We start from the raw sequence: 21,000 nt of genomic DNA on the forward strand, positions 1-21,000 counted from the left end.
TCCGGCCCCTCCCCCGTTAGGACTTCCCATGAGCACTCGAACTCCTGCCGTCACCGTTGTCGGCAGCATCAACCTGGACCTGATCGCCACCGCAGAACGGCTGCCCACCGCGGGCGAAACCATTGGCGGCGCTGTGCTGTCCGAGCAGCCCGGCGGCAAGGGCGCCAACCAGGCCGCGGCAGCAGCGCGGCTGGGCGGCACTGCCCGGATGATCGGTGCCGTGGGCAGCGACGCCCAGGGGCAGCGGATGCTGGGCGCGCTGGCGGTTGCCGGCGTGGACACCGCGGCCGTGGCGGTCCTGCCGGAACCGACCGGGACTGCCCTGATTGTGGTGGACCGTGACGGCGAGAACCAGATTGTGGTGTGCCCGGGGGCCAACTCGAACCTGTCGCTGGACGGGGTGGAGTTCGGCCCGGAGGAGACGGTGCTGTGCCAGCTGGAGGTCGGGCTGCCCGTGGTGCTGGAGGCCGCGAGGCGACACACCGGGTACTTTGTGCTAAACGCCGCTCCGGCCATGGACCTGCCGGCGGAGCTGCTGGAACGCTGCGACCTGGTGATCGTCAACGAGAGCGAGTACGCCCTGATCCCCGCCCTTGCGGAAGCGAAGCTGGCGGCAGTGACGTACGGCAAAGACGGCTCGGCGATGTTCGAGCACGGCCGGAAGGTGGCAGAGGCTCCTTCTTGTGCGGTGACGGTGGCGAATACTGTGGGAGCAGGTGATGCTTTCTGCGCAGCACTGGTCCTGGCGCTGCGCAGCGGGCTGGACTACACCCAGGCGCTGGCTGTAGCGAATGCCGTGGGTGCGGACGCCGTGGGCGACCCGTCCTCGCAGCCGGATTTGGCACAGCTGGGCCATTACGTGGAGCGTACTGCTGCTTCTTCGGGCGCTTCCTCGTGACTGTTGTTTTCCGGCGTGTTCCTCGGCGCCGACGCGGTATCCGGCACGCCCCCATACCAGGCGCCCGATGTGGACTATACGCGGTGGGATGTTTCTACGGATCTCTTCGCGGTGGGAGTGACGTTGTTTGAGCTGTTATGCAACGGTCACCATCCCTACGAAGGCGCACGACCCCGCCTCGGCGTCGAACTCCGTGACCCGGCTGCAATCAGGCCTGACTTGCTGCCGGGGCTCGCGGTGTTCCTACGTAGAGCTTGCGCTCCATATCGCGAGGATCGCTTCTCGACAGCGCGGGTGATGAGGGAAGAGCTTATGGCACTCCGGGCATCACTTTAGGGGGTAGTCCGCGCCGGCTAGTTCGGCGTTGGTACCCATCACCGCCCCGCGCTGCTGCCGGGCAATCCGGGCACTACATCTCCAGCCGGCTTGTTCATTAGGTCAATTCCTTCCGTCGATACTTCTCGGCACATGAGCCAGTGCCGACCAATGCGTCCCGCCGGGCGCTCCATTTGTCTGCAGCGGAATGCCTCCGTTGGTGCCGCCAGCGGTTCGGGCCGCCGAGGGCGGAGAACAGATGCCCAGGAACGTGGATGGCCTCGATAGCCAAGGCGACGTAGAGCGGCTGGAGTCAAGAAGCACCTCCAGACCTTGCTCAGCACGGATAGTTGCGTACCGGGCCGCCGCGAAACACTGAATGCAAAGTCTGGTCAAACTTGCCGGTCGAGCGGAAAACAACATGGCCCGGCGCTGTTTTTGGTGCAAGAACAGCAGGCGCCAACATTCTTGGAAGCAGGATACCTATCGCAACAGCAAAGAGCCGTGGCACGCTCTTTTACTGCGCCACGGCGGCGGCTGTTGCGTAAACACTGGCCGGCATGGCCCGACGCAGTTTCCAGGTAATTGCAATCGGTTTTTCACCAACATGCTCCCCATAGTCCACCTGTCCAAGGCAGGTGTAGGGAACTGTCAGCCCGGTCTCGTCATCCGCAGTGTCTCTCGTGAAGACTACAATCTTCGAACCGTGCGAAGCCTGGTCCAGATAGCGGCGTCCGGTCGGGCTCGTCAATGACGTCGCATTCTGTGACTCCCAATGGAACAGCTCAGGACTGATGGCGTAGTCCTTGTACATTGTGGTCGCGGAGTGCTTCTTGTCGTCCTTGTTTAAGGTGACGAAGAAGGCGTCCGTGGACGTTGCGGGGCACCACGCAACGCCCTCCCGGTGTTGGACGTTCTTACCCTGCTCCAGCGACCCGTACTGCAGCGCCGCCAGCACCTCCTCGCGCCGGTAGGTGGCATGCGACAGCAGCGGAATGTGCTGCAGTCCCGCACCCAGGCTCTTCGCAGCATGTTTCGATGCCGCCACTCCCAGCTTCACCAGCTGGCGGATCTCGCGGCACACAAACTGGTAGCCGCGCAGGTGGTCCAGGCCGTCGTCGTACGTTTTGAACCCACCGCCGTCATCCCACAGCGTGTAAAAAAGCATCCGTGCAAAAGCCTGCTCGCGCATGCCAAGATCCGCATAGCGGGGTGCGTCGGGAGCGACCAACATGGAATAGGCGGCGGCACGTTCCGGATCGTCCACGTGGATCAGCGCGGCCATGCGGCCCAGCAGCTTCTTTTCCTCCGCGTCCGACAGCTCCTCGAGCTTCCCGCGGAGCACGGACTCCAGGGGTGAGAGCCCTTCGATCAGCCCTGCCTGCCGGAGGTAGCCGGTCCACGAGTCCTTGGTGGAGCGGTAGATCGTCTTCACGTCATTCCCCGACCGCTCCAGATAGGCCTCCAGCTCGGTCTCGGCGTACGAGGCGACGTCCCGGACCAGCTGTGCCCGGTTGAACCGCAGCTGTGCCTTGATGTTGTCCAGGACCACCTTCTGCGCCACCCGGTCCAGCATGATCTGCGAGCCGGACGGCAGGTACGGGAACTCGTCCTCGACGGCCTTCTCCAGCTCCTTTCGGCCGTAGCCGGTCAGCGCCCGGTAGCGCAGATCAAAGCGGAACTCACGGCGCTGCTGGCCGATGAAGTCCAGGACCGTCAGCACCGCTTTGCCCTCGGCCCGCCGGAGCCCGCGTCCTAGCTGCTGGAGGAAGATTGTGGCGCTCTGGGTGGGCCGGAGCAGAAGGATGGTGTCCACCTGCGGCAGGTCCAGGCCTTCATTGAAAAGGTCGACGGCGAAGATGCAGTTGATCTCCCGCTGCCCCAGGCGCCTGAGGGCTTCCTCCCTGTCAGCATTGTCAGTGGTCCCGTCGACGGCGACGGAGGCAATGCCTGCTCTGTTGAACACCTCCGCCATGCCATGTAGCGGGCGTGCTGGACGGAGACGCAGAAGCCGATGGCCCGCATCTGGTCGGTGCTGGTGACCTTGTCCCTGAGTTCACGGATCACCTTGGCGGCGCGGGCGTCGTTGCCCGTATAGAGGGCGCTCAGCTGGGTGGTGTCGTAGTTGCCGCGCTTCCACTCCAACTGGCTCAGGTCCACGTCATCGGAGACGCCGAAGTAGTGGAACGGGACCAGCAGGTCAGCATCGAGGGCGTCCCAGAGGCGCAGTTGGCTGGCGGTGCGGCCGTCGAAGAACTGCTTGGCGACGTCGACGCCGTCGCCGCGTTCCGGCGTCGCGGTGAGTCCGAGGAGCTGCTGCGGTTTCAGGTGGTCCAGCAGGCGGCGGTACGTGGGCGCCATGGCGTGGTGGAACTCATCGATGACGACGATGTCGAAGAAATCCAGCTCCAGCTGCTCGATACCGAGGGAAGAAAGCGACTGGACGGACGCGAAGATGTGCTTCCACTCCTGGGGCTTGTGGTCCCCCACGTAAAGTTCACCGAAGGCGCCGTCCTGCATGACGTCCCGGTAGGTGCGCAAAGCCTGCTTGAGAATCTCCTGCCGGTGGGCGACGAAGAGCAGCTTTAGATCTCTGCCGGCGGCCTCGGAGAGCCGTTTGTAATCCAAGGCCGCGATGACCGTCTTTCCGGTGCCCGTGGCGGCGACCAGGAGGTTGTGGTTGAACCCCTTGAGGCGCTCCGCTTCCAGGTCCTCCAGCATCTCCTCCTGATGGAGGAACGGCTGAACCTCAAGTCCGGTGGCTGCATCCGGTGCGGCTGTTCGCCGGCCGCCGTTGCGCTCCAGTGCAGCGTCCAGCCTCTCGCCGTCGCGTTCTGGATCGTAGCTTTGGAAGGCACGCTGCTCCCAGTAGCTGTCGAAGGTGACCTCGAACTTCTGCAGGAGGGCAGGCGTTGCGACGGAACTGAGGCGGACGTTCCATTCCAGCCCGTCCAGAAGCGCAGCCTGGCTCAGGTTGGAGCTGCCCACGTAGGCGGTGTCGAAACCGGTGTTGCGGCGGAACAGCCAGGCTTTGGCGTGCAGCCTTGTGGCATGGGTTTCGTAGCTGATCTTGACTTCGGCCCCGTACCTGTTGACGAGCTCGTCAATGGCGCGGCGTTCGGTGGCGCCCATATAGGTGGTGGTGATGACTCGGAGCTTTGCTCCGCGCTCATTGAGCTGCTCAAGTGCTGGCTCTAGGAGTCTGAGTCCGGTCCAACGGACGAAGGCGCAGAGAAGGTCGACTGTGTCGGCTGACTCCATCTCGGCCCGGAGTTCCGCGGCCAGGTTGGGTTCGTCTTTGCTGTTGGTGAGCAAGGCAGAATTGCTCAATTTCGTATTGGGTCGGCGGAGTTGGCGGCGCTTGAGTGAGCCAGGGCGGTACAGGGAGTGAAGTTGCACCGGGCCTTCTACGATTCGGTCCGCGATATTCAACCCTCCAAGTAGACGGTTTGCCAGGGCGACCCTATCCGTTGGCTTAGCCACTACTAGGGCCTCCCGGACAGCGTCAGCAATATGACGGGCGAGCACATCCGCTGCGTCCTCATCATTGACGTCTTCGAAGATCGCCTGCAGTTCATGCTCCTGATTTAGCCGGTGGCCAAGTAAGTCCGTGTTCAGAAGTTCGTATAAGCCTTCGGGCAACTGCTTCGGCGCCGGTCCCCCAATAAAGTTGTTCACAGCGCCAGGTTAGGAGCCAAGGGTGGAAAAACCAAAAAGGATTCGATGAATCTCCCGCCTGATCGCAGGCAACGCCTGCAGGAGTCAGCTAGAAACTCCAGCCTCCACCCATAGGGGGTGCGTATGCCGGTCAACATAGTGTGTGTTGGACCGTTTGAACACGAAGTTGGTGAACTACTTTTACCTTATGAAGACTTTTAGGTATCAAGGTGGCCCCAAAGACCAAACATCGAGCAGGGTCGAGGAATCCTCGTTCCCCGAATTCCATGAAGGAGGGGAATACAGATGGAATGGAATGTCCCACGGAATCGGCTCTGGCGGACAATACGGTAATGAACTTCCAGAGGCCAGCGTTGCCACCGCCATTTGGCACTCATACGACGGTCGGACCAATGTTGAGGAGTATAGGGAAAGACTCCTTAAACTCGACGAAAAGAGGTCCCCCGGGCCGGACGGTAACAGGGCGCCCGAGGGCGAAGTGCGCGAGGCCTCCTACCATGTTCAAAACATGGAGAAACGACTGAAGTCCGAGGGGAACTGGCCTGTCAAAGATTATTGATCGGGGAGCTATGTCGAAGACCCTCGCTCCTCCGTCGCGCGCGTCTTCGAGCGACAGCGTTAAGTTGGAAGCGCGCCGGGCAGGAGCATGCTGGTGGACCCGGTAGGCAGAGGAATCTGATCTCGGGTTGAAGCTCGGCGTGTCTTTTGCCAACGACGATGTCCCGACCACCTACAGCAAGATCTCCGACTATTTCCCATGTGATTCCCGGGTACAAACGGAGTGGAACTTCTCGATGAGAGCCGAAGACGGCCTGGGGCAGGACGGAGTCGGGGCCCATCGGGAAAATCAGGCCCGCTAGCCTGCTTAGCAAAGGCCAGAGGGAAGGCATTCGAACAGGCCGGCCAGAGGCACAAGTCACCGAGCCTCTGCCCCCGACTGAGCGATGGGGCTGGCTGCTGGCGCCAAATCCTCGAACACCGCCGGCGTTGATTTCATGGCTCGCGCCAGACAAGGCCGCCAAGGTGAGGCCAATCAGGAATTGAGTATGAGGCCTGGCAGCCATGGGTCATCATCCTAGGCGTCCGTCCTCCGAGGGGCCACCATTGGATTAGCCACCCTGGTCCCCTCGCGGGCAAAAATATACCGCTATTCTCGGGCGCTCTCCTGACTACAGGATTCAGGGGTTGACAAGCGAGTTGCATCGGACCCCTTGTTGCTTCTGAAGCTGACAGAAGCCGTTTTATGGGACGTGTACGCTCTGCCCAGAGGATCGCCCGAGAAGGACTCAGCCAACGAGGAGACTGCAAACATGACTAACGAACAGTCCGAAAATGATCAGATTGCGGCTGTTGCCTCATCCCGCACCGCCCCCGACATGGCGATAGCGCATGACGCCGGTGAGGTGATCACTCACATGTTCGGAGACGGACGGTCCGTGATTGACCCGAGCACCAGGATCTGGACGGCCGAGGCATCCGAGGAGCTTAGGGCCAGGATCGCGGACAACCTGATTGTCGGATCGAACCAGCGACAGTGGGACAAACTCGACCAGCAACTTCATGGTGCGCCCCGCGAGGTCGTGCTCCTAGCGGCCGAGATCGTCTTCCTGCGCGAGCATCCGCTGCGCTCCGCTCTACCCGAGACCCGTCGAGCTCATGTGGAGAGGGTTCTATCCCACCTCGACTCACCTGTGACGGTTCCCGCAAACGTGTCGAAGTGGCTGGACCGCCCAACTGGGGTCGCTGGCTTCGAACCTGGCCCGTGGTACAACAGCGCGATGTGGCGGCACATCATATGGGTAGCTTCATTCGTGCGCCATTGGAACGGTCTACCCGAGGACGAACGGAAGGTTGCGCGGACCGATCCGTGGAAGCTCCAGCAAGCCATGCTTTCCTCCGGCAACGACCGTTCCGACATTCGGAATGCGCTGCAGTTCCTCGCCCGTCCGGACGTCTTCGAACCAATCTCGTCAGCGGGAATGAAACAAAGGATCCGGGACCGACTTGCCGATCAGATCGGTGGAGTGACAGGCAGCGATCCAGCATCGATCGACCGTGACCTATTGGCTATCCGCACCGCCCTGGCCCGATCGGTCAAGGGACAGTTCCACTACTGGACCCCGGGTGTTGCAGAGCTTTGGGGCTCCTCCGCCGGCGAAACCGCCCCTGCTGCCACCGAAGTCGCCGCGTTGGCCGAACCTCGGCCCCGCCACTACTGGCTCTACTCTCCCGGGGCGCAAGCCTCGGAGTGGCCGGAGTTCTCGGCAAACGACATCATGGCGATCGGTTGGGATGAGCTAGACAACCTGGCTTCGTACCCAAACCGGGAGGCGATCCGACAGGCCCTCGACGTCGAGGCAAGTGGCGGCACAATGAAGAACGACGTCCTAGCGGTGTGGCAGTTCCAGAACGAGATCGCAGTAGGCGATATCGTCTACGCCAAACGCGGCCGCCGTGAGATCGTCGGTCGCGGTGAGGTCACCTCCGGCGGACGGTTCGAACCGGACCGCGCCTCGTTCCGCCACGTCCGTTCGGTGAAGTGGACCCACACGGGGTCCTGGGAACACCCCGGAGACGCTGCAACAAAAACGCTCACCGACATCACAACGTACCGCGACTACGTGGAAAAATTAGAGGCTCTTGTCACCGGCGAAGTTGAGCCGGGGCCGCCACCCCCGGCGACGCCACTCCCGTCCTACGACAGGACTGCATTCCTCAACGACGTCTATCTATCACCCAGTGGCTACGACCGACTGCGCTCGTTGCTGCTGCGAAAGAAGAATGTCATCCTCGCTGGTCCGCCGGGTGTCGGCAAGACCTTTGCCGCCAAACGTCTCGCGTACTCGATCTTAGGAGTGAAGGACCCGAGCAGGATCCAGACAGTTCAGTTTCATCAGAGCTATTCCTACGAAGATTTCATGATGGGCTACCGGCCCACCGCGGAAGGCGGATTTATGCTCGCCGAGGGAGCGTTTTACCGATTTTGCGAGCAGGCCCGCGCTGACGACGATGACCGGCCCTACTTCTTCATCGTGGACGAAATCAACCGTGGCAACATCTCCAAGATCTTCGGCGAGCTGCTCATGCTCATCGAGGCCGACAAACGCGGACAAGAACTGCGCTTGGTCTACAAAAACGAGACCTTCTCAGTCCCGGCCAACGTCCACATCATCGGGATGATGAATACCGCAGATCGAAGCCTGGCCGTCCTCGACTACGCGCTACGCCGTCGTTTCGGATTTTTCGAGATGTCCCCTGGGTTCGGCTCGGACGGATTCACCCGATGGCAGCAACAGGCCGGCAGCCCCACCCTCGACCGCCTCATTACCGCCGTCATCGATCTCAACAGGGCCATAACCGACGACCCAGCACTCGGCCAGGGCTTTGCGATTGGGCACAGCTACCTCACGCTTCCTGCGGACAATGACGCCGACGACGCCTGGCTCTACTCGGTCGTCGAGGACGAACTCATCCCACTGCTAGACGAGTACTGGTTCGACGAGCCCACCAAGGCCGAGGAGTGGGCAGGCAAGCTCCGGAGTGCCGTCGCATGAACGACCCCTCGATCATGGTTCGCAACGTGTACGTCATGATGGCCTATGCTTTCCGAGCGATCCGCGGCGATGGGACCGACAGGATTGCCGCCGAGCGCTTCGATCACATTCATGACCTGCTTGCGGAGATCCTTGTGCGTGGCGTCGGCGCGCAGGTCAAGCGCGGTCTTCACCGAGATTACCTTCACCGCAGCGACGAAATTGCCACCGTCCGCGGCCGAATCGACGTGACCGGCTCTATTGCCATCCGCTCGAACACCCGTGGGCGGCTAGTTTGTGAGTTTGACGAGTACGAACCAGACACACCCCATAACAGGGCACTGAAGTCGATCATCGTGCTCCTCATCCGCCATAGCGACGTCGCTATGGCTCGCAAAGACGCGTTGCGGCGGCTCCTGCCCTACTTGGATGCCGTGACGCTGGTGGCACCTGCGTCGATCCGGTGGGACCTACTCACCTACCACCGCGCCAACGCCGCTTACCGGCTGCTGCTCGGAGTCTGCGAGCTGATCGTCCGTGGACTCCTCCCTTCCCGGGACTCCGGAACTATGAAGCTCACGTCGTGGGTTTCAGATGATGCGATGAACGCCCTGTACGAACGGTTCCTGCGTGAGTACTACCGGGTCCACCATCCCGAGCTCTCCCCCGCCGCGCCGACCGTTGATTGGGACCTCGATGAGCCGAGCGGCAACAGGTTGCAACTGCCCTCGATGCGTACCGACGTCACGCTCCGCAGCCGCGGGCGCACTCTCATCATCGACGCGAAGTACTACAGCCATACGATGCAGACCGGAGCATGGGGCAAGGCGACCGTCCACTCAACAAATCTGTACCAAGTGTTTTCATATGTGAAGAACGAGGACACCCGGCGCGACGGCTCCGTCAGCGGACTGCTCCTCTACGCGCACACCGATGCCGTAGAGCAACCCGACCTGGACGTCGTAATCCAAGGCAATCGGATAGGCGCACGAACCCTCGACCTCAACCGACCCTGGGAGTACGTCCGCACTCAACTCGAAGACGTAGTCGGATGGCTTGAAGACCGAGGCGCTTTACTTGCCCGCTGACACTGCCTTGATGGCGACACTCGTGACTTGATCGGCGGTCAGTCCGGAGTTAAAGCGGTCATCACGACTCCGAGGCGAGGAACGCCTACACATTCCCCTTCAGCCACCGATCTGTCAGCAAACAACCTCCAGCGAGATCGCTCTTGTTGCGCTCGAACCGGAGCGTGACGACCCAATCGTTGCGCAAGGATGTGCGGTTGGTGGACCCATTGCCAGACTGCAAAGGCACGAGCGTCCACGCCAACTATTTCCCGTTCAGGCTTCGCTATCGTTTGAGGATGAGCAATGCAGCGGGAGCAAAGGCCAGCCGGGAAGAAGAGATCGCGTTCCTCATCATGGAGAATGTCCTCGGGGTCGACATACAGCTGGCGGACGCATGTGCAGGCGATAGGAAGCCCGATGGTGCTTGGATCTACCCCGACCAGAACGGACGGCGTGGCATCGTCGAAGTCACTTCCCCGCCAGATAAGAAGATCCTCAAAGAGTGGGCGCAGGCAAAGAGAGATGGCGAACCGCAGTCCGAAAGCGGTTCAATCCCCCTTCGTTACAACGAACTTGATCGTTATTGCATGGAGTTGCTGGCAGCGGACTGGGCGAAGCTTTTAGATGAACCGGCTGACGAGCGGCACCTCTTCCTCTTTGGCCGGAGCCACCGGGTCCAGTCCTACCTCAACCGGCTCTCCGACGAGTTCGCCGACGGCAAGACCGAGGCTGTGGGTGACCTGAATCTTCAGGAGAACCTCTCTTCCGTTTGGTTCCGCGGCAGGGCGACGCGCGATCAGCCGTGGGACACACGAGTGTGGGTGGCGAGGTTCCAAGCCGGGTCAGGATGGCACCGCTACGTGGTTGAGATAGACGAGCGGCTCTTGCCGTCGCCCAACTCAGGCATCGCCGACGATAAGGTCCCCGCGGGCCTACGACACCCGAAGAGAAGATCGGCATAGGCGACGTCAGCGGCACTTCCAGGATCTTCTAAGTCAACCTGGATGCTCCTTCGAACGGAGGCCTCGACATTGAATCTGGACTTACGTCGCCGCTGAACACCCTCCGCTGTGACGGGTTGGCGGTGCAAACGGTGAAGTCACCCATGTCCGGGTTTGCGGCGGCCGTCTCGCCGGATAGCCAGCGCCCCTATAACCGCCGCTGCCGGAACATCGGGAACGACTCCCGGACCCGGTCCACCGTGTCCAGCGAAACCTCCACCGTGCGCACAACGGGCTCAAGTCCAAGGTCAGCCTCAACAACGCCCATCGGATCCACCAGCACGCTGCGGCCCACGGACACCGGGGGTGCCTGGCACACCCCCGCAACGTAAACGCTGTTCTCGATCGCCCGGGCAGCGTTCAGGGCGAGCCACTGCTCCGTCTTGTGCTCGCCCGGCACCCAGGACGAGCAGACGAGCAGGACCTGCGCGCCGCCGTCGGCCAGACATCTGGCTAGCTCGGGGAACCGCAGGTCGTAGCAGGTCATAAGACCGAACCGCACTCCCCCGTGCTCGAACACCACCGGATGAGTGGACGGCCCAGGCTTGATGAACGTCGACTCCCCGAAGCCCTGCGCGTCAAAAAGGTGGATCTTGCGGTAGAAAGCCAGCCGGCCGCCGTCGGGCCCGTAAGCCACGAGCGTGTTGTACGCCCGGCCCGGTTCGTCCGAGGTTTCCACCACGCCCGCCACCACCGCGATACGGTGGCGGCGGGCGATGTTGGCGAGCTCTACGCAGATGGGCCCGTCCAGCGGCTCGGCCACCGCGGGGAAGGTGGCGTCCACCTTCTTCTTCTCGTAGGTGGCGTACTCGGGGAAGGCGGCCAGCGCCGCGCCGTCGCGGGCTGCCTCCGCGGCGAACCGGTCGATCGCGGCGAGGTTGGCCCGGATGTCGGCGCATGACTCCAGCTGCCCCAGCGCAATCCTCACAACGGTTCCTTCCCTCGGTCCAAAAGCCACGCTACGAACAAACAGGCTTACGCGGCCGCCTCGACCGTCGCTTTCTCCGTCGCCGTCATCTCCGGCGGCGATGCCTTGAACCCGCGGGTAATCAGAGCCAGGACCAGCACGCCCAGCACCAGCCAGGACACCCCCAGCGTAATGGCGTTGCTGTCCAGCCGGGAGAGCAGGTAGGCGCAGATGATCGCGCCGATCACAGGGACCACCACGTAGGACACCGGGTTCAGCTGCTGCCCGGCCCGGCGCTGGCGCACATAGTGGAACACCACTGAGGCGTTCACCAGCGTGAATGCGGTGAAGGCACCAAAGTTGATGAATGACGTCGACGTTGCCACGTCCAGGAAGATCGCGATCAGGCCCACGACGCCGGTGATCACCAGGTTGGCCACCGGGGTATGGAACTTCTCGCTCAGCCGGCCGAAGACCGCCTTGGGCAGGACGGAGTCGCGGCCCATCGCGTACAGCAGGCGGGAGGCGCTGGCCTGCGCGGCGAAGCCGGAGGCGAACTGCGCCACCACCAGGCCGGCCAGGAACACCGCGCCGAACAGCTGCCCGCCGATCTGCAGGCTACGTGAGACTTGTATTTGGAAAACCATTGACATGCACCTTTTGGGGAACGATTATTGCGGCAGGGACAAACGGAACCAGTTCGGCCTCCGGCACCCACCCAAAAGGACCCCGACATGCTCCCTACAGAACCAATTCGTTCGTCTGATGCGGAGGCGGAAGCAGCACACCTCACCGCACGCCTAAGCAACTTGGCATTTCTACTCTTCGACATGACGCCCTTGCTCCCGGATAATCGCAACCTTGGTGACATCGCCGTGGCTCAACACGCGATTAGGGCTTTCGCCGTCAAAGGCATAGCTCGCGACGCCTCCGCCATCACCGAGAACACTTCCCCTGAGCAAATCAGGCTTGCGCTCCACAGGGCTTTAGATGCTATCGAGCATTCACCGCTGCCGAACCAAGAGTGGCCGCGCATGATCCAATTGCTTGGCGAGGACCTTTTGGAAACCATAGTTGGCGCATCCGGTTCGTCCGTGCATCGCTACCGGAACGAAGAACGTCCCACTCCTGACCCAATCGCCGAAAAGCTACACGCCGTCACTCTCATTACCGCGGACCTTGCGGGGAGCTACAACGAATTCGGCATTCGCCGCTGGTTCACTCGCGTCCGTTCGCAACTTGATGGCCGAGCGCCGATAGAAATCATGAAAGGCGACTGGAACACCGACGACGTAGACTTCCAAAAAGTGAAGCGTTTGGCCGCTGCCCTGACCACACCCATGTCCGCATGATCGGATACCGGCACGGCGACCGCCGTTATCCATTTTTCTGGGAAAGCCCAGACCAGCCTCCTGCAAGGTGGCACGCAAAAGGGCATGGACCCGCACAATATTTGGCCAACACGCCTGCAGGCGCTTGGGCCGAATTCCTCCGACATGAAGAAATCACTGAAGAAAAAGATCTCCAGGGAATCGCTAGGGCGCTTTGGGCCGTCAACATCGAAGACAGCACCTTCTCAGCACCCAAGCTCACTGACGACGCTCTATTCGGTGATGAACGCTACTATCCCGAGTGCCAAGCAGAAGCCGCACGTCTCCGGAAGCGGGGAGCTGTTGCGCTGCAAGCGCCGTCCGCAGCCCTCTACCCAGGTGCAGCCTGCGGCTGCTTGGTGCACAAGGGAGTTCATGACGGCCCACCAGCAGATGGGCAGGTGTACGTCTTATTCGGTCCACGCCCCACAACCGTCGGATGGCTCATCGTCGACGAGGGAAGGCCCCCTGCTTCAGTGTTGCCCTTGGTTCGGCACCTCTAGCCTCGCTGACCGGTGGTTCCGTTCCGCGCCGCATACTGTGGATGGCATCGTCAGCGTGTTTCTCTCGCAGTTCGCCATGACATCGCTGACACTTCGCGCCATCGTGCTCTGCCCTGGCCGCGAGCCGGCAGGCCGTCTGGGAGACCATATCTCCGCAAAGGTTCCACAGTGGGGCAACTCAAGTTGCAGGATCAGCTTGGGTGGGGAGACGAGTACTGGGCTATCAGGGATGGCTTGGAAGATATGAGTCTTATTCGACGTGGCCGCGGGCGCGGCGGCACGCTTAGCCGGGTAACTGAATCCCCCGAAGTCGAGACCGTCAGCATTCCCGTCGACATCGACCCCACCACCCAAGGTGAAATTGCAGTCAACGCCCTTCGCCGTGAGGCAGAACTGTACACCCCGATAGCTAAGGTGCTCGGTGGTGACTGGAGTCGCGATCGCCGCGTGCGACCCCTTGAGATCGAAGTAACAGCGCATCAGGGTGCCCGTGCGACCGGCGGACGATGGTCCAGACCGGATCTTGTTTGGATTTCAGTGCGGACGTTTCAATTTCTGCCTCAGAAAGTCCTGGAAGTCATCACCTTCGAGATTAAACCCGTCGATGCCATTGATGTGTTGGCAGTATACGAAGCACTGGCGCATCGTAGAGCCGCCACCCATAGCTACGTTGTTCTGGACGTTCCTGGGGACAGAGCAGGAGCCTTGGCAGAGGACATCCAAGCCGTTCGGGATGTGGCGAGGTCGCACGGGGTTGGGCTAATCGTCTTCGAGGACCCAGAGGACTACTCCACCTGGGACGTTTTAGAAGAAGCACAGAGAGTTGAGCCTGATCCCGAGCGCTTGGAGGCGTTCATAGAAACTCAACTCAGCGACGGTACGAAGAAGTCTATATCTCAAGCAACGCGCTAACCTCGCCATCGCCCCAGTCTGCTACAGCCGCCGCTGCCGGAACATCGGGAACGACTCCCGCACCCGGTCCACCGTCTCCAGCGAAACCTCCACCGTCCGCACTCCGGGCGTCAGCCCAAGGTCAGCTTCCACCACCCCCATCGGGTCCACCAGCACGCTCCGGCCCACCGACACGGGCGGCGCCTGGCACACCCCCGCCACGTACACGCTGTTCTCAATCGCCCGGGCCGCGCTCAGCGCCAGCCACTGCTCCGTCTTGTGCTCGCCCGGCACCCAGGACGAGCAGACCAGCAGAACCTGCGTGCCGGCGTCCGCCAGCGACCTGGCCAGCTCCGGGAACCGCAGATCGTAGCAGGTCATCAAGCCGAACCGCACTCCCCCGTGCTCGAACACCACCGGCTCAAGAGACTCGCCCGGCTTGATGAATGTCGACTCCCCGAAGCCCTGCGCGTCGAACAGGTGGATCTTCCGGTAGGAAGCCAGCCGGCCGCCGTCGGGCCCGAAAGCCACCAGCGTGTTGTACGCCCGGCCCGGCTCGTCCGAGGTCTCCACCACGCCCGCCACCAGCGTGATCCGGTGGCGGCGGGCAATGCCGGCAAGTGCCCGACACACGGGCCCGTCCAGCGGCTCGGCCACTTCGGGGAACGTCGCGTCCACCTTCTTCTTCTCGTAGGTGGCGTACTCCGGGAAGGCGACCAGCACGGCGCCGTCGCACGCTGCCTCGGCGGCGAACCCGTCGATCGCGGCGAGGTTGGCCCGGATGTCGGCGCCCGACTCCAGCTGCCCCAGCGCAATCCTCACGGCTGTTCCTTCCCTCGGCCCGGCGGCCACACCACAAACTGTCCGGGTCAGGCGGCGGCCTCGACCGTCGCCTTCTCCGTGGCCGTCATCTCCGGAGGCGAGGCCTTGAAGCCGCGGGTGATCAGGGCCAGAACCAGCACGCCCAGCACCAGCCAGGACACACCCAGCGTAATGGCGTTGCTGTCCAGCCGGGAGAGCAGGTAGGCGCAGATGAGCGCGCCGATCACCGGGACCACCACGTAGGACACCGGGTTCAGCTGCTGCCCGGCCCGGCGCTGGCGCACATAGTGGAACACCACCGAGGCGTTCACCAGCGTGAAGGCGGTGAAGGCACCAAAGTTGATGAACGACGTCGACGTGGCCACGTCCAGGAAGATCGCGATCAGGCCCACGACGCCGGTGACCACCAGGTTCGCCACCGGGGTGTGGAACTTCTCGCTGAGCCGGCCGAAGACGGCCTTGGGCAGGACGGAGTCGCGGCCCATCGCGTACAGCAGGCGGGAGGCGCTGGCCTGCGCGGCGAGGCCGGAGGCAAACTGGGCCACCACCAGGCCGGCCAGGAACACGGCCCCGAACAGCTGCCCGCCGATCTGCAGGGCGATGGAGCTGGCTGCGGAGGCCGAGTCCTCGAACACGCCGCCGGGGTGGACCAGCTGGGTCACGTAGGACACCGCCACGAAGATGCCGCCGCCGATCAGGGCCACGAGCATGATGGCGCGCGGCACGGTCCGGCGAGGGTTGACGGTTTCCTCGGTGAGGGTGGTGACGGCGTCGAAACCCAGGAACGAGTACGCGGCGATGGCCGCGCCGGCGGAGATGGTGGTGAAGCTGGCGGTGTCACTGAAGAACGGCTGCCCGCTGGCAAGTCCCCCGGCGCCGTTGGCGGACACCACGCTGCCGATGGCCAGCGCCACGAAGAACACCAGGACCAGCAGCTGGAACGCCATCAGCACGTAGTTGGCCTTGTCCGCCACCTCGATGCCCAGGATGTTCAGCAGCGTGGTGATGACGATGAAGCCCATGATCCAGACGCCGATGGGGATGCCGGGGAACTGGGCGGTCAGGTAGGAGCCGCCGATGAGCCAGATGACCATGGGCAGGAAGAGGTAGTCCAGCAGGACGGCCCAGCCCACCAGGAACCCGACCCGGGGATCGATGGAGCGGCGGACGTAGGTGTAGGCGGAGCCGGCCACGGGGTGGGCGACGGCCATCCGGCCGTAGCTGTGCGCCGTGAACAGCATGGCCACGAGCGCCACGAGGTACGCGGCGGGCGCGGCGCCGCCGGTGGTTTCGGCGATGATGCCGAAGATCCCCAGGACGATGATCGGGGTCAGGTACGCCAGCCCGAACAAGACCAGGCTGGGCAGCTTCAGCGTGCGGGTGAGGGTTGTTGTCACGGTGTTTCCTTACGGCTTGTAGGACGGCGGCGTCCAGGTGGCCGGATTGATCCGGCCTTGGTAGACGGAAAGTTCGACGGCGGGCTCCCCCTCGCGGAACTGCGACCACGGGCGGTTGAGGTTCTCCGTGCCGTGCGTGCGGACGCGGTCGACGTCGGCAAGGTCCAGTTCCGCGGTGAGCAGCTGGGGTTGATCGTCTTTTGCCTCGGCGAGGGTGTTGCCCTCCGGGTCTACGATGATGCTCTTGCCCTGGCCCGTGGGGCCGGCGCAGTTGACGCTCACCACAAAGACCTGGTTGACGATGGCGTTGGCCTTGGCCAGGATCAACTCCTGCTTGCGGTCCGGGGTGGTGGTTTTGACGACGTTGAGGATCACATCAGCGCCCATCCAGGCGAGCTGGCGGGACACCTCCGGGTACCAGGCGTCGTAGCAGATGTTCAGCCCCACCCTGCCGATGCCGGTTAGGTCCACGGTGGTGAACTTGTCGCCGGGGTCGTAGGGCTCGAACGGGCGCCAAGGGAAGATCTTCCGGTAGTAGCCGGCGAGCTCCCCTTCCGGGGACAGGACCAGTTGGGTGTTGAACAGCTGGCCTTCCGGGCCGCGTTCGCAGACGCTGCCGGGGACCAGCCAGATGTTGAGGTCCTTGGCGAGCTGTTTCAGTTCTTTGACACGTGGGCCGGCCAGCGGTTCGGCACTTGCTTGGAGCATTTCGGTCCTTTGCAGGTCCGGGTTCTCATCGCCGAAGAGGTGGAGCTCGGGGAAGACGACCAGTTTGCTGTGCGGCTGGGCTTCGAGGGCTTCTTTGACCTCGTCGGCGAAGGCCGAGACGGGTTCGCCGATGAGCCGCGGCCGTGCCTGGGCAGCGATGAGGGGAAGGATGCGTTGCATGGGTTTGTCTCCGCGTTGGGGTGTGATCCGGGTTATATTAGATCAGAATGAACAAATAAAGGAAAGGGGGCGGCGTGGGCCGTAAGGTAGCGGATATGACCCGTCAGCTGGAGGACACCGTCGAGCCCACGCGCCTAGGTTCCGGAGTGCGCGGCATGGAGCGCCGCAGCGCCATGGACGCGGTGCGGATGCGGATCGGAATGGCTATTTCTTTAGGGCTGTTGAAGCCAGGCGAGCGGCTGCCCGACCAGGAAGATGTTGCCCTGGGTCTTTCGGTCAGCCCGATTACGGCCCGCCGCGCGTTGGCCAGCCTGGCGGAGCAGGGTGTGGTGGTCCGGCGGCGCGGCCGGGCGGGCGGAACATTTGTGGCGGACTCCCCGCCTACCGAGGTTCTGGCGGAGCTTTCGGCTTCGCCGGCGGAGTCCCAGGCGGTGAACCGGCTAGTGGACCGGCGGTTGCTGTTCGAGTGTGCGGTGACCCACTACGCGGCGGTCAATGCCACGGCGGAGCAGCTGGACGAGCTGGAGCGGCTGACGCGTGAGATGGCCGCGTCGTCCGACTGGTCCTACTACCACCGGATGGACGAGCAGTTCCATCAACTGGTGGGAACTGCATCATGCCTGGACTCCGCCGTCGAGGTCTACCATGAGACTCTCGCCGAACTGTACGACTACTTCATCCCCTACCCGATCGAGAAGCTGCACAAGTCCAACCACGACCACATCGCGCTGGTGGCCGCCCTGCGTGCAGGTCGCGTTGAGGAAGCTGTGGAGCTCTCCCGGAAGCACGTGGACATCCTGCACCGGACGATGTTTATGGGGCTGACGCAGGGCGGACGGCCGTAGTCCCCAGGGGAGGAATGAAGCAACGTCTAGCGCGTGGGCTACCTTATGAGTCAGTCGTTCCCCGAGCCTCGCTATGGAAAGCAAGTATGTACGGCAGGATTGAACCGTGGACGACTTCATAATCAGCGCTGAAGAAGCCGCTGCCAATATTGGGATGAATCCGAAAACGTTGCGACAAAGGCTTCGTGATGAACGGCCTCCAGGCGCCCGACAGTTCCCTCCGCAGCATGGAGGAAACTGGTTTCTCAGGCCGAGTTACGTAGAACAACTCGCCGCCGAGCGCGGACGGCGTATTCCGAAACCGCCGGCACCTCCCGCTATCCCACCCATTCCAACCCATCTGCCGACAGTTGAAAAGCCCGGTCTTCGCCCTGTTCCCGTCCGTACAGTCGCCAACCCCAGTCATGGAATTTGGTCCGAGTGGATCCCCTTTGACGATGCCCTTAAAGTCGCGCCGCGATTCCCCGGCGTTTACATGTTCCGGATCGCAGCGGAATCTCATCGCGGCCCTGTCTACATAGGCATGGCAGGGGAAAGGAAGGGCAATGGGCTCCGTGGACGGCTGGCAATCTACGCCAGCGGCAAGGGAGCCGGCTCCGGGTTGGGAGAGCATGCATTCGACAGGGCATTGGAAGACCCGATTTGGCTCCAAGCACGGCTGGACGAAGCTCTTGCAGGCACTCCTATGAGGGCGAAGGAAGCAGCGCGTTCAGCAATTGACCACGCAGGACTGGAAGTTCGCTGGCAGACGCTTGAGACCAGAGCTCAGGCCCTTCAGGTGGAAGCTCAACTGATCAACGAATTCAGGCATCAACTCTGGAACCGCTGATGTCCACGTTCAGCTACTCAGGATAGCGACGACCGCGTCGACAGCCCGGATACGCAGTTCGGTCCAGGCCGTCGCTCTCCTTCGTGGCGGGATTACCAGCGGTGGCTCACTCTTGATCCAACGGTCTTCTGGCGCGTTCAGTCAGCCAAATAGCGTGATCCATATGCGTGACAGTTTTTCCCAGTTTCGTTATGTCATGAGCCTCAGTGACTACAGTTCTGGCCAGCTTTGGCTTGACTACAAGCCCCAGTTTTTCAGCATCTGCCACCCGCTGAACGGCGCGGACGATCCATGTATCCGGCTTCGTGTCGGGATAGCCGAGCAACATCCCGAAGTAGTTGTGGGTGACAGGGCCCAATCCGTGAACTGTAAGGTACGCACTTCTGTGGGAAGGGTTCTGATGGTCGTACTGTTCGTGGGTATAGACCTCAGCACCGACAAGCTTTCTAGCTGCCTCCAGCGCTGCTGACGCTTTCGTCCTTCCATTGGTCACCCCATTGCCCAGGATGTCTTGCAACTCTGTCTCAGACAGTTTGAGCAACTCCCGGAGGTCTGAACGTGCCGGCTCATGTTTGCCATGGAAGGCCAGCAACCGCGGGAGGAGACCCTTGCCCCGTTTTGTCCTATATTGCGTTTGCTTGGAATAGACGGCATCGAGTAGGGCCATACCGATTTGCCCTTCCCAGCCATTTCGGTAGATTTCGAAACGCTCTCCAGGGATCTGTTTGACATCGTGCACGAAAGCGTCGACCAGAGCATCCATGATCAGGCAGAAATGGGCAAGCTCAGCGGGGTCGGTGCTACTTTTCGGTTGAACTCGTGCTGAACAATGGCTGACCCGATGGTTCCGAGAAGGAGCATCAGCCAAAAGGCCGCATGACGTCCGAGACCTCGACGGGTGAAGACCTCGACTCCCACGGAGTACTTCCATAGCCAAACGATGTTGGCAATAGGCACGATGAGCAACCAAGCGGTGGGTATTCCCGTGCCGTACTTATTCATTTCATTCTTCGTCTTGACACTCCAAACTAAGGAGTAGATACCGAAAGTGATTAGAGGTAAAAGTAGCGGCGCGGCGATGCTGCGATATTTCATATTTCTCCTAGGTGCGTTTCATGGAACTTTTGGAGTTGTACCTTTGGCGCAACGCAGCGTCGTAGATTTCCCCAAATGACCGTATCCGATGACCGTCACGGCGGGCCATGAACCTGAGCCGATCTTGAGCTGATCCTGCGGGAGACGTCATAATCAAAAATCGCAGTGACTTTTTCCTGGTTATTGGCTGCTCCGGCTGCGCCTCATTGCCGAAGCCTTGAGATGATCGCGTTCAACCCGCGTCGATTCGCGGCCTATCGCTTACATCAGCCGGAAGACGCTGGTCTGTGGGGCGAGGGCGGAGGCTAACCGCCACCACCAGGCAAGCAAGGAAGACGCGCTGAGGGCCACCGCATGGAGCAACAGTTCCATCAGCTGCTGGGAACGGCGTGGTGGCATGCGCACCGTCGTCGACGTCTACGACGAGACCCTTGCCGAGCTTTAAGACAACTCAATCCCCTACCCCACCAACAGGCTGTACGAGTCGAACCTCTTTCACGTCGTGCTCGTGGCAGCTGAGCGCCCGCAGGAGTAAGCGGTGGAAGTCGGACGAAAGCACGTGCACATCCGCCTCCTCCACCGCACGATGTTTATGGGGCTGGCTGCAACGGAAGCCCTTGATCCTTCGGCCCAAATCCACTAAGACATTCTGGATGCATCAAGGCGGCGAGACGTCAGTCGACGACATTCGCTTTCGCCCAGTTGCACACCTACGCACGGTCCTCCTGAGAAAACTCCTAATACTACCGGTCGAAATCGCCTAACAGTGCGCTCAGGGCCTGCATGAACCATTTGGGACCAAACGTCAAGTCACATTAACCTTCAATAGTTGAACCTTGATATAAGTACCTAGGCACAAGCCAGGGACTGTCCGATTTTCGGTGGATCCACGGTTGGCATTTAGTTGATTCTTCCGTCGAAGCTGATGGCGAAGGCGTTCAGGGCCGGCTTCCATCGT

General features: G+C 61.9%; 17 protein-coding genes and 1 pseudogene. 10 read left to right on the top strand and 8 right to left on the bottom strand.

The annotated features are described in order from the left end of the window. Positions 1–28 precede the first annotated feature (28 nt). Positions 29–898: a ribokinase gene (locus tag ACFVYC_RS19415; RefSeq protein ID WP_387553330.1), complete on the top strand. Its 870-nt coding sequence runs from the start codon at positions 29–31 to the stop codon at positions 896–898. Positions 899–1,730: 832 nt separating this feature from the next. Here the strand turns inward: ACFVYC_RS19415 and ACFVYC_RS19420 are convergent. Continuing rightward, positions 1,731–4,855, bottom strand: a pseudogene (locus tag ACFVYC_RS19420) (DUF3427 domain-containing protein). A 205-nt stretch (positions 4,856–5,060) separates the two neighbouring features. On the opposite strand from ACFVYC_RS19420, the gene ACFVYC_RS19425 reads away from it, so the two are divergent. From ACFVYC_RS19425 to ACFVYC_RS19440, 4 genes are all read left to right on the top strand, one after another. Further along, positions 5,061–5,450: a hypothetical protein gene (locus tag ACFVYC_RS19425; protein ID WP_387553332.1), complete on the top strand. Its 390-nt coding sequence runs from the start codon at positions 5,061–5,063 to the stop codon at positions 5,448–5,450. A gap of 751 nt (positions 5,451–6,201) precedes the next feature. Continuing rightward, on the top strand, positions 6,202–8,445 hold the full coding sequence (locus tag ACFVYC_RS19430) for an AAA family ATPase (RefSeq protein WP_387553334.1): 2,244 nt from the start codon (positions 6,202–6,204) through the stop codon (positions 8,443–8,445). Continuing rightward, entirely contained in the window at positions 8,442–9,512 is a 1,071-nt protein-coding gene (gene mcrC / locus ACFVYC_RS19435) for a 5-methylcytosine-specific restriction endonuclease system specificity protein McrC (RefSeq protein WP_387553336.1), read from the top strand. The genes ACFVYC_RS19430 and mcrC overlap by 4 nt, the downstream gene beginning before the upstream one ends. Before the next feature lie 278 nt (positions 9,513–9,790). After that, on the top strand, positions 9,791–10,456 hold the full coding sequence (locus ACFVYC_RS19440; RefSeq protein ID WP_387553338.1) for a hypothetical protein: 666 nt from the start codon (positions 9,791–9,793) through the stop codon (positions 10,454–10,456). A gap of 187 nt (positions 10,457–10,643) precedes the next feature. On the opposite strand, the gene ACFVYC_RS19445 is transcribed toward ACFVYC_RS19440, so the two are convergent. Then, entirely contained in the window at positions 10,644–11,423 is a 780-nt protein-coding gene (locus ACFVYC_RS19445) for a carbon-nitrogen hydrolase family protein (protein ID WP_387553340.1), read from the bottom strand. A gap of 47 nt (positions 11,424–11,470) precedes the next feature. Beyond that, positions 11,471–12,049, bottom strand: coding sequence for an APC family permease (locus tag ACFVYC_RS19450; RefSeq protein WP_387553342.1), 579 nt, complete (start codon positions 12,047–12,049; stop codon positions 11,471–11,473). An 87-nt stretch (positions 12,050–12,136) separates the two neighbouring features. On the opposite strand from ACFVYC_RS19450, the gene ACFVYC_RS19455 reads away from it, so the two are divergent. From ACFVYC_RS19455 to ACFVYC_RS19465, 3 genes are all read left to right on the top strand, one after another. Further along, complete coding sequence (locus ACFVYC_RS19455; protein ID WP_387553344.1) at positions 12,137–12,754, top strand: hypothetical protein; 618 nt, start codon at positions 12,137–12,139, stop codon at positions 12,752–12,754. Continuing rightward, positions 12,751–13,275, top strand: coding sequence for an RES family NAD+ phosphorylase (locus tag ACFVYC_RS19460; RefSeq protein ID WP_387553346.1), 525 nt, complete (start codon positions 12,751–12,753; stop codon positions 13,273–13,275). The genes ACFVYC_RS19455 and ACFVYC_RS19460 overlap by 4 nt, the downstream gene beginning before the upstream one ends. A 168-nt stretch (positions 13,276–13,443) precedes the next feature. Next, positions 13,444–14,187, top strand: coding sequence for a hypothetical protein (locus ACFVYC_RS19465; protein WP_387553348.1), 744 nt, complete (start codon positions 13,444–13,446; stop codon positions 14,185–14,187). Between the two features lie 21 nt (positions 14,188–14,208). On the opposite strand, the gene ACFVYC_RS19470 is transcribed toward ACFVYC_RS19465, so the two are convergent. The 3 genes from ACFVYC_RS19470 to ACFVYC_RS19480 are packed head-to-tail and all read right to left on the bottom strand — an operon-like array spanning position 14,209 to position 17,273. Further along, positions 14,209–14,988 carry a carbon-nitrogen hydrolase family protein gene (locus tag ACFVYC_RS19470; RefSeq protein WP_387553350.1) on the bottom strand — a complete coding sequence of 260 codons (780 nt, stop codon included), beginning with the start codon at positions 14,986–14,988 and terminating at the stop codon, positions 14,209–14,211. 47 nt (positions 14,989–15,035) lie between these two features. Then, on the bottom strand, positions 15,036–16,385 hold the full coding sequence (locus ACFVYC_RS19475) for an APC family permease (protein WP_387553352.1): 1,350 nt from the start codon (positions 16,383–16,385) through the stop codon (positions 15,036–15,038). A 9-nt stretch (positions 16,386–16,394) separates the two neighbouring features. After that, positions 16,395–17,273, bottom strand: coding sequence for a carbon-nitrogen hydrolase family protein (locus ACFVYC_RS19480; RefSeq protein WP_387553354.1), 879 nt, complete (start codon positions 17,271–17,273; stop codon positions 16,395–16,397). A 95-nt stretch (positions 17,274–17,368) separates the two neighbouring features. Between ACFVYC_RS19480 and ACFVYC_RS19485 the strand changes: the two genes are divergently transcribed. Together ACFVYC_RS19485 and ACFVYC_RS19490 are read left to right on the top strand one after the other, a co-directional pair. Then, entirely contained in the window at positions 17,369–18,118 is a 750-nt protein-coding gene (locus ACFVYC_RS19485; RefSeq protein ID WP_387553356.1) for a FadR/GntR family transcriptional regulator, read from the top strand. 106 nt (positions 18,119–18,224) lie between these two features. Beyond that, positions 18,225–18,947 (top strand): hypothetical protein, encoded by a 723-nt coding sequence (locus ACFVYC_RS19490; RefSeq protein ID WP_387553358.1) that lies wholly within the window; start codon positions 18,225–18,227, stop codon positions 18,945–18,947. Between the two features lie 106 nt (positions 18,948–19,053). Here the strand turns inward: ACFVYC_RS19490 and ACFVYC_RS19495 are convergent, their stop codons facing one another. Continuing rightward, complete coding sequence (locus tag ACFVYC_RS19495) at positions 19,054–19,710, bottom strand: hypothetical protein (protein WP_387553360.1); 657 nt, start codon at positions 19,708–19,710, stop codon at positions 19,054–19,056. Between the two features lie 2 nt (positions 19,711–19,712). Next, entirely contained in the window at positions 19,713–20,042 is a 330-nt protein-coding gene (locus tag ACFVYC_RS19500; RefSeq protein WP_387553362.1) for a DUF4234 domain-containing protein, read from the bottom strand. Positions 20,043–21,000 lie beyond the last annotated feature (958 nt).

Origin of the sequence: Pseudarthrobacter sp. NPDC058329, assembly GCF_042879835.1 — a bacterium.
GTDB lineage: Bacteria > Actinomycetota > Actinomycetes > Actinomycetales > Micrococcaceae > Arthrobacter.